The sequence below is a fragment of the Rhizobacter sp. P3_C12 genome, from assembly GCF_056402735.1.
Window position 1 is genome coordinate 20,592 of the sequence record NZ_JBFUGW010000058.1, and the last position, 7,426, is coordinate 28,017.

Below are 7,426 nucleotides of genomic sequence, written 5' to 3' on the forward strand. Positions count from 1 at the left end.
TCCACAGCCCCCGAGGAAGCGACCATGATCCGATCCAAGCCGCTGGCCGTTTGCGCGGCCGTCGCGGGGCTGTGCGTGCCCGCTGTTCACGCCGCCAGTCCGGTGACCCTGACCTACGTGGTCAACAACCAGTGGGGTTCGGGCTACTGCGCCACGGTGCGTGTCTCGAACCCGAACAGCGAGGCGGTGCAGTGGAGCGGCACGCTGACCGTGCCCGGGACGGTCGGCAACCTGTGGAACGGCGTGTGGAAGCAGAGCGGGTCCACGCTGGCCTTGAGTGGCGTCGAGTGGAACAGGACGCTCGCAGCGAAGGCGACGAACGAGTCGATCGGCTTCTGTGCGACCTCGGCGGCCGCGCCGGCACCTGCGCCGGCACCTGCGCCTGCACCGACCCCGGCACCCGCGCCCACTCCAGCGCCTGCTCCTGCCCCTGCACCCACGCCAGCACCCGCTCCCGCACCGTCCACCGGCCCGGTCGCCGGCTCACGCCAGGTCGAGTTCCTCGACCGCGGCGTCGTGGCCGTCGCCACCGGCAACGGCGTCTTCGTCAGCTGGCGCATGCTGGGCACCGAGGCCGACAGCGTCACGTACAACCTGTACCGCAACGGCAGCAAGCTGAACGCGAGCCCGATCGCGAGCAGCACCAACTTTGTCGATGCCGGCGGCAGCGCGAGCGCGAAATACAGCGTGGCGGCCATCGTCAACGGCGTCGAGCAGGCGCAGAGCAGCGCCACCGCGACCTGGCCGCAGCAGTACCTCACCGTCAAGCTGCAGCGCCCGGCCGGCGGCACCACGCCCGACGGCGTGGCCTACGACTACAGCCCGAACGACGTGAGCGTCGGCGATGTCGATGGTGACGGCGACTACGAACTGATCGTCAAGTGGGATCCGTCCAACTCGAAGGACAACTCCCAGTCCGGCTACACCGGCAACGTGTTCGTCGATGCCTACAAGCTCGACGGCACGCGGCTGTGGCGCATCGACCTCGGCCGCAACATCCGCGCCGGTGCGCACTACACGCAGTTCATCGTCTACGACCTGGATGGCGACGGCCGCGCCGAGATCGCGATGAAGACCGGCGACGGCACGATCGACGGCACCGGCGCCGTGATCGGCAGCGCCACCGCCGACCACCGCAACAGCACCGGCTACATCCTGAGCGGCCCCGAGTACCTGACGGTCTTCAACGGCCTGAGCGGCAAGGCGATGGCGACCACTGCCTATGTGCCGGCGCGCGGCACGGTATCGAGCTGGGGCGACAGCTACGGCAACCGGGTCGACCGTTTCCTCGCCGGCGTGGCGTACCTCGATGGCCAGCGGCCGAGCCTGGTGATGAGCCGCGGCTACTACACCCGCGCGGTGATCGCGGCCTGGGACTGGCGCGACGGCAAGCTCGCATCGCGCTGGACCTTCGACACCAACACCAGCGGCAACTCGGCGTACCGCGGGCAGGGCGCGCACAGCCTGGTGATCGCCGACGTGAACGGCGACGGCAAGGACGACATCGTGTTCGGCGCCGCCGCGATCGACTCCAGCGGCAAGGGCCTGTACTCCACCGGCCTCGGCCATGGCGATGCGCTGCACGTGAGCGATTTCGACCCGACGCGTCCCGGCAAGGAGGTGATGATGGTCCACGAGGAGCCAGGCCACTACGGCGCGCACGGCGTGGAGATGCACGACGCGGCCACCGGCAAGATCCTGTGGAGCCTGCCGGGCGGCGGGGTCGACGTGGGCCGCGGCGTCGTGATGGATGTCGATGCGCGCTACCCGGGCGCCGAGAGCTGGGCGACGGTGGGTGGGCTGACCAGTGCGAAGGGCGAGTCGATCTCGGACCGCCGTCCGTCGCGCGTCAACTTCGGCGTGTACTGGGATGGCGACCTGCTGCGCGAGCTGCTCGACGGCACGACCATCGACAAGTGGAATCCGGCCACCGAGAAGATCGACCGGCTGCTGACGGCGTCGAACTACAACGCCGCGTCGAACAACACCACGAAGGCGACGCCGAACCTCTCGGCCGACCTGTTCGGCGACTGGCGCGAGGAGGTGATCTGGCGCAACGCCAACAACAGCGAGCTGATGATCTTCACGACGACGATCCCGAGCACCGAACGGCTTCGCACGCTGATGCACGACACGCAGTACCGCTCGGCGATCGCGAACCAGAACTCGGCCTACAACCAGCCGCCGAACACCAGCTTCTTCCTCGGTGCGGGGATGAGCAAGCCGGCGCAGCCGAAGGTGTACGCACCGCAGGCGAAGTGAGGGTCACTGCGGTCACCGCAGGTCACTGCGTGGTGGCAGCGGACTCGTTGATCGCCGGGCCGGCGTAGATGCCGGCATCGCCCGCCGGTGCGGCGGGGGCGGTGTCGGCCACCAGGCCGCCCGAGGCGGTGAAGGCGCCGGCATCGGGGGCGTTGGCGCCCAGCATCGGTGTCAGGCACAGCACGAGGGCGAGGACGCCGGATCCGGCGGCGATGGCGATGAAACGGCGGGTGAGGTCGGTGGGGGTGTGCATTCTGGGCTCCCTGTTGATGAAGTCCGCAAGGATGCCAACCCTCGGTATCGCCGATGTTTCAGCGCTGTCGCAGTTGTTGCAGCACATCTTCGGTTACCGCACCCTCGATTGCGGACCTCACTGCCAACTTCATTGCCGACTTCACTGCGCGACGTGGCTCCCAAGCCCGTCGAACGTGTCGATCGGGAAGCCCACCCATTCGCTGCTCAGGTCCCACGCCGCCGGCGCCGCGGCCGGCACGCTGCCGTGCACGATGCCCGGCTTGCGGCGCAGCGTGCGGTCCAGCGCCGACAGCGTGCCGCCGGTCCACGCGGCGCCCGGGTCGAACCCGACCTGGCCGAACGAGTCGATCACGGTGCCCGATTTCTCCAGCGTCACCGCGTCGTCGCCGTTGAAGTTGACGACCCCGGTCTTCAGCGCGCCCGGCAGCGTGACGGCCGTCGTGAACGAGGTGTGGATCAGCAGCAGCGTCTTGCCCGGCTCCAGCGTGCCGGTCAAGGGCAGCGAGGTGTTCGGCGCGGTGCCGCCGTTCGCATACAGCCGCACCGTGTAGGCCGTGAGGTCCACCGTGCCCGCGGTCGGGTTGTAGATCTCCAGCGCCTTGTTGTTGCTGCCGCCTTCGACGTACTCGCTGAAGAACAGCTCCGGCGTGTCGCCGCTGCTCGGCGCGGCGCTCACCACGACGGTGCTGCTGCGCTCGGCCGTCAGCCCGCCCGCGCCGGTGAGCACGAGCTTCAGCGTGAAGCTGCCGGCCGCGGCATAGCTGTGGCTGAGCGTCGTGGCGCCGACCGCCGGGGCCTCGACCGTGCCGTCGCCCCAGTCGACCGACAGCGCGCTGCCGTTGCTCGCCGCGATGCCGGTGATGCTGACGGCCGTGCCCACCACGCCGCTGCCCGGCAGCGTCGCGGCCAGCGCCGGCACGATCACCGGCGCGTCGGCCGTGAGCGTCAGGCCGACCAGCACCGGGTCGTGGTCCGACGAGCGGAACGGCGTCGCCGCATAGCGGTCGTCGGTCTTGAATTCGGTGTTGTAGTCGAGCACCAGCGGCTCGTCGGCGTTGACGTGCCACACCGTGACGCCGCTCACCTGCGCGCCCAGCGTCTCGCTCGCGAACGCATGGTCGAGCGCGCCCGATTCGCCGTTGAACACGTAGCTGTAGCGGGCCTCTTCGGGCAGGCGCTTCAGCAGTTCCTCGAAGCCGCCGCCTTCCAGGCTCTTGACCGGGTCTTCGTTCAGGTAGGAGTTGAAGTCGCCGACCATCAGCACGTCGCTCTCGCCCGAGGTGTCGGCGAGCTGCGCCACCCACTTCTGCAGCGCGAGCGCCTGCCGGAAGCGCGAGACGTTCCAGCAGCCCTGGCCGAAATCGGCATCCAGGTCGGCCGCCGACGCCGGGCACGAACCCTTGCTCTTCAGGTGATTCACGACCAGCCAGAAGCCGCCGAGGTTGTCGACCGCGGCGAAGCGCTGCGCCACCGGCGGGCGCAGGCCGCCGCCGACCGCGAAGTCCGGGTCGGTCGGCACCACTGCATTGCCGATCGGCGTCAGGCGCGCCGGCTTGTAGATCATCGCGACGGTGATCGCATCGGTGCCGGGCTTGCCGGCGTCGATCCACGCATAGGTGTTGGCACCCAGCTTCGCGTTGACCGCGCCGACCAGGTCGGCGAGTGCGACGGTGCCGTTGTTCTCGATCTCCATCAGCCCGAGCGCATCGGCATCCAGCCCGACGATGGTCTCGACCAGCTTCGCGCGCTGGCGCACCAGTTCGTCGGCGGTGTTGGCGCCGCGCTGGCCGAGCGTCGTGAAGTAGTTCAGCACGTTCAGGCTGCCGGCGCGCAGGGTGCCGCCGACGGCGGCCGGTGCGGCGGGGCGCGGGTTGGCGGCGGTGAACGCGGGGGCCGCGACCGGGTGCACATGGAAGGCATCGGCCGTCCAGGTCATCACGCCGCGCACGCCGGCCACGGTGTCGCCGACGCGGCGCGTGCCGTTGGTGTCGGCGGCGGAGAGATAGGGAATCGGCGTCGGGTTCTGGATGCCGGCGCCATCGTCGAGCACGATCTTCGCGAGCGCGTTCGCGGCGTTCACCGCGTCGCGCGTCGCGTCGCCCGGGTGGTTGTTGGCCTGGAACAGCCGGCCGCCGGTGGACAGCACCAGCTCGCCATAGCGGCCCAGGGTGTAGACCTCGGAGACAGTGAGCGTCTGCTTGAACTCGACCAGCATGCCCTCGACCGCTTCGAGGTCGCCGGCGCTGGCCAGCGGCAGCGTGATCTCGCGCGCGGCGATGCTGGGGCCGGCGCCGCAGGTGCTGATCGCGGTGACGGTGGCCAACTCGGTCAGCCGCTCGGGGTCGGTGCTGCCGCTCTTGAACTCGCTGACGGTGCCGCTCGCCTGCACGTAGTCGCCCACTTTCACGTCGGCGCCGCCCGGCGCGTAGACGAACAGGCCTTCGGAGGTCTTCGGGTCGGCATCGGCGACCGGCTGCTGGAGGAAGAAGCCCTTCAGCTGCTCGTCGCCCTGGAAATCGGCGGTGACGACGCCGCGCACCGTGACGGCCTGGCCGTCGAACGGGCTCAGCGCGCCGGGGCCCTGCACCGCGGTGATGTCGCGCAGCGTGTTCGGCGCGGCGGGGCAGTCCGGCAAGGTGGTGACGGGCGGGTTGCCTGCGCCGGGGGCGGGAGCGTCATCACCACCGCCGCCGCAGGCCGACAGCGCGGCCAGCAGGCCGACGATGACGCCGGAGGTCCAGGACGCGTGCCACTTGGAATGGTTCGACATGCAAGTTCTCCCTGTTCGCGGAACTTCCGTCCGCAACTTCAACCGAGCACCGCGACCGCGAGGGGCGGCCGGCAAAGCCGCGCAGGTTGCGCTGCCGGCGTGTCAGCGTCGTGACACGGGGGGTACTTGCAATTTCACGGCCAGCACGTTCACTGCCAGCGCAGCGTCCAGATGAAATCCAGCGAGTTGTCGAGCCCCGACTGCGCGCGCAGCGTGAAGCGCTGGGCGATGCGGTAGATCAGCTGCCAGTTGCCGGTGGTCGCGTTCAGGCTGCGCTCGTAGCCGACGTACCAGCGCCGCGACAGCTGCTTGCCGAGCGACACCACCGTCTCGCGCACGTCGGTCGCGCTGTTCGTGTTCTGCGACACCGACAGGTCGTCGATGCCCAGCACCTTCAGCGGGTCGGCGCCACCGCCTTCGCCGCTCAGCAGCGCCAGCGCCGCGCGCTGCAGCAGCGCGGTGTCCGACTTGCCCAGCCCGTCGCTCGCGCGGCCGAGCAGCATCCACGAGAGCTTGTCGATGTCGGACATCTCCGGCTCGGAGAACAGCCGCACGCGCGGCGTCAGCGCGGTGCCGGTGATCGCGACGCCGACGCGCACGTCGGTGTTCGGCCGCGTCGCCTCGATGTCCAGGCGCGGGTTCTCCGGCGTGCCGGTGAAGGTGATGACGCCGCGGTCGATGTCCAGCTTCTGGCCGTAGGCGTTGTAGGTGCCGTCGACCGCGCGCACGCTGCCGTTCAGCGCCAGCTTGCCGCCCGGCGTCGTCAGCTTCAGCTCGCCTTCCAGCCGGGTGTCGATGCCGCGCCCGCGCAGCCGCAGCGCCTGGCCCAGGTTCACCGTCAGGTCGACCGCGACGTTGCGGTTGCTCGGCGCGCCGGTCGGCGTGGTGGCCTCGATGTCGGCGGTGCGGTTCACGACCACCACGTCGCCCGACAGGCTGGGCGCGCTCGACAGGCTGAAATCGAACAGGCCTTCGTCGACCTTGAAGCTGCCGTCGACCTTCAGGTTGTCGCGGTCGAGCTCCACCTGCGCCTGGCCGGTGGTGACGATGCGCCGGTCGACCCGGCCCAGCAGCTGGAAGCGCTCGGCCACCAGCGTCATCTTGGCGTGCGGCTTCTCGCCGAACTCGGCCGCGCCGCTCAGCTTGACGGTGCCGTTGCCGGCGCGCGCCTGGAAGGTGTTGATCTTCGCGTTGTCGCCCTGCAGCGCGATGTCGACCTCGCCGTCGGTCACGTTGACGCCCTGCAGGATGTTGCGCGCCGACAGGTCGGAACCCTTCATGTGGCCGGTGTATTCGATCGCGCCGAAGCGCCCGCCGATGGTCGCGGTGGTGCCGAGCTTGCCGCCCAGGCGCCAGCCGGCCGGTACCCACGCGCCCCAGGTGCCGAGGTTGGCGACCTGCGCCTCGAGCACGCCCTGCACCGGCGCCTCGGGCTCGGGCCAGGCGCGCTTCGCCGAGGTGCGCACGACGATCGCGCCGGCCGCCACGCCGAGCTGGTTGCCGGCCAGGCCCTGCGTGAAGTTCCAGACGCCGTCCTGCGCGCTCAGGCCGAGCCGCAGGTCGGTCAGGCCGAGCGGCTGCGTGCCGGTTTCGTCGGTCACCGACAGGTCGCCGCGCACGCGTTCGAGCACGATGTCGGCGCTGAACTCGGCCGCCTGGTGCACGACGATCCTGCCGCCGATCTGCAGGTCGCCGCCCCAGCCGAAATCCGGCTGCAGCCGGCGCAACAGCGGCGCGATCGCGACCGGCTGCAGTTCGGCCTGCACGTCGAGCTGCTGGGTCTGCACGCCCTGGCCGGCCTGCCAGCGGATGGCGTCCCAGCGCAACCCGGCGCCGAGGATGTCGGCCCGGCCGGCCGAGACGCTGGCCCACGGCGCGTCGCCCGCCTGCACCTCCACATCGACGTTCTGCGCCAGCAGCCACGGCGTGCTGCCGGGCTGGCTGCTGCGCACCTCGGCCTGCTGCAGCGTGCCCTTCCAGTTCAGCGGCGTCGGCGGCTTGCCGGGGGCGGGGTGAAGTGACGAGCCGTCGAACGGCGCGCCGCTCAGGCCGCCGCGAGYGGTGATCAGCACCAGCGTGCGGCCGGTGGCGGGAGCGGGGGCCGAGGCGGCCGCTGCAGCTGCGGGCGGGGCGCTGGCT

General features: G+C 70.5%; 4 protein-coding genes. 1 reads left to right on the plus strand and 3 read right to left on the minus strand.

What is annotated here, in order from left to right; translation table 11 throughout:
- Positions 1 to 24 precede the first annotated feature (24 nt).
- Complete coding sequence (locus AC1DXV_RS12020) at positions 25 to 2,262, plus strand: rhamnogalacturonan lyase family protein (RefSeq protein WP_477864776.1); 2,238 nt, start codon at positions 25 to 27, stop codon at positions 2,260 to 2,262.
- 22 nt (positions 2,263 to 2,284) lie between these two features.
- Here the strand turns inward: AC1DXV_RS12020 and AC1DXV_RS12025 are convergent, their stop codons facing one another.
- From AC1DXV_RS12025 to AC1DXV_RS12035, 3 genes are all read right to left on the minus strand, one after another.
- Positions 2,285 to 2,515: a hypothetical protein gene (locus AC1DXV_RS12025; protein WP_477864775.1), complete on the minus strand. Its 231-nt coding sequence runs from the start codon at positions 2,513 to 2,515 to the stop codon at positions 2,285 to 2,287.
- A 141-nt stretch (positions 2,516 to 2,656) separates the two neighbouring features.
- Positions 2,657 to 5,287 carry an ExeM/NucH family extracellular endonuclease gene (locus AC1DXV_RS12030; protein ID WP_477933731.1) on the minus strand — a complete coding sequence of 877 codons (2,631 nt, stop codon included), beginning with the start codon at positions 5,285 to 5,287 and terminating at the stop codon, positions 2,657 to 2,659.
- A 149-nt stretch (positions 5,288 to 5,436) separates the two neighbouring features.
- Positions 5,437 to 7,426 (minus strand): translocation/assembly module TamB domain-containing protein (locus tag AC1DXV_RS12035; protein WP_477933733.1); only part of this gene is annotated, 1,990 nt, incomplete at its 5' end.

Excerpts from the sequence above, each read along its gene's own strand:
- AC1DXV_RS12020 (WP_477864776.1), top strand. The coding sequence starts at position 25 with ATGATCCGATCCAAGCCGCTGGCCGTTTGCGCGGCCGTCGCGGGGCTG.
- AC1DXV_RS12025 (WP_477864775.1), bottom strand. The coding sequence starts at position 2,515 with ATGCACACCCCCACCGACCTCACCCGCCGTTTCATCGCCATCGCCGCC.
- AC1DXV_RS12030 (WP_477933731.1), bottom strand. The coding sequence starts at position 5,287 with ATGTCGAACCATTCCAAGTGGCACGCGTCCTGGACCTCCGGCGTCATC.